This is a genomic window from Neisseria sp. P0021.S007, from assembly GCF_051956855.1.
Genome location: NZ_JBQCXA010001499.1, coordinates 1 through 471, shown reverse-complemented (window position 1 = coordinate 471; position 471 = coordinate 1). Strand labels below are relative to the sequence as shown.

The window sequence follows — 471 nt, the reverse complement described above, 5'->3', positions numbered from 1 at the left end:
GTCTGAACGCGCTCAACCCTTACGGATATCATACCTTGAGTGTTAAAATGCAGCTTGAGTATCTGCTTATCGAATATTTGGATTTTTGGCAAAACAAACCCTAACAGGTAATCAATGATGAATAAAAAAGACATTCCGGCGAAGATGTTGGCTTTGCAACTCAAAGACCCCAATTTGTTGTACAACTGCTATATGCCGTTTTTAGAACACGGCGGCCTGTTCGTGCCGACCGATGACGTATTCTCCCTAGGCGAAGACATCCTCTTGGCCGTCGAAATCGCCGACTATCCCAAACGCTTCCTGCCAACCAAAGTCGTTTGGATCAATCCGGCGCGCACCTCGGCCCACCGCCCCAAAGGCGTAGGCCTTGCCTTTTCCGAACACGAAAGCTGCCAGCAGGCAAAAAACCTGATCGAAGCCGAGCTCGGTCCGCGCCTGCGCAGCGACCGTACTACTTTTACCCTGTAATAC

1 protein-coding gene and 1 pseudogene are annotated in these 471 nt (G+C 50.1%); both read left to right on the top strand.

The genetic code is table 11. The features are described 5' to 3' along the window. Window positions 1-104, top strand: a pseudogene (locus ACTHUR_RS19925) (DNA polymerase III subunit delta'); the annotation flags it as partial. Between the two features lie 10 nt (window positions 105-114). Beyond that, window positions 115-468: a PilZ domain-containing protein gene (locus ACTHUR_RS19920; RefSeq protein ID WP_003746058.1), complete on the top strand. Its 354-nt coding sequence runs from the start codon at window positions 115-117 to the stop codon at window positions 466-468. The last annotated feature ends 3 nt before the right edge of the window (window positions 469-471 follow it).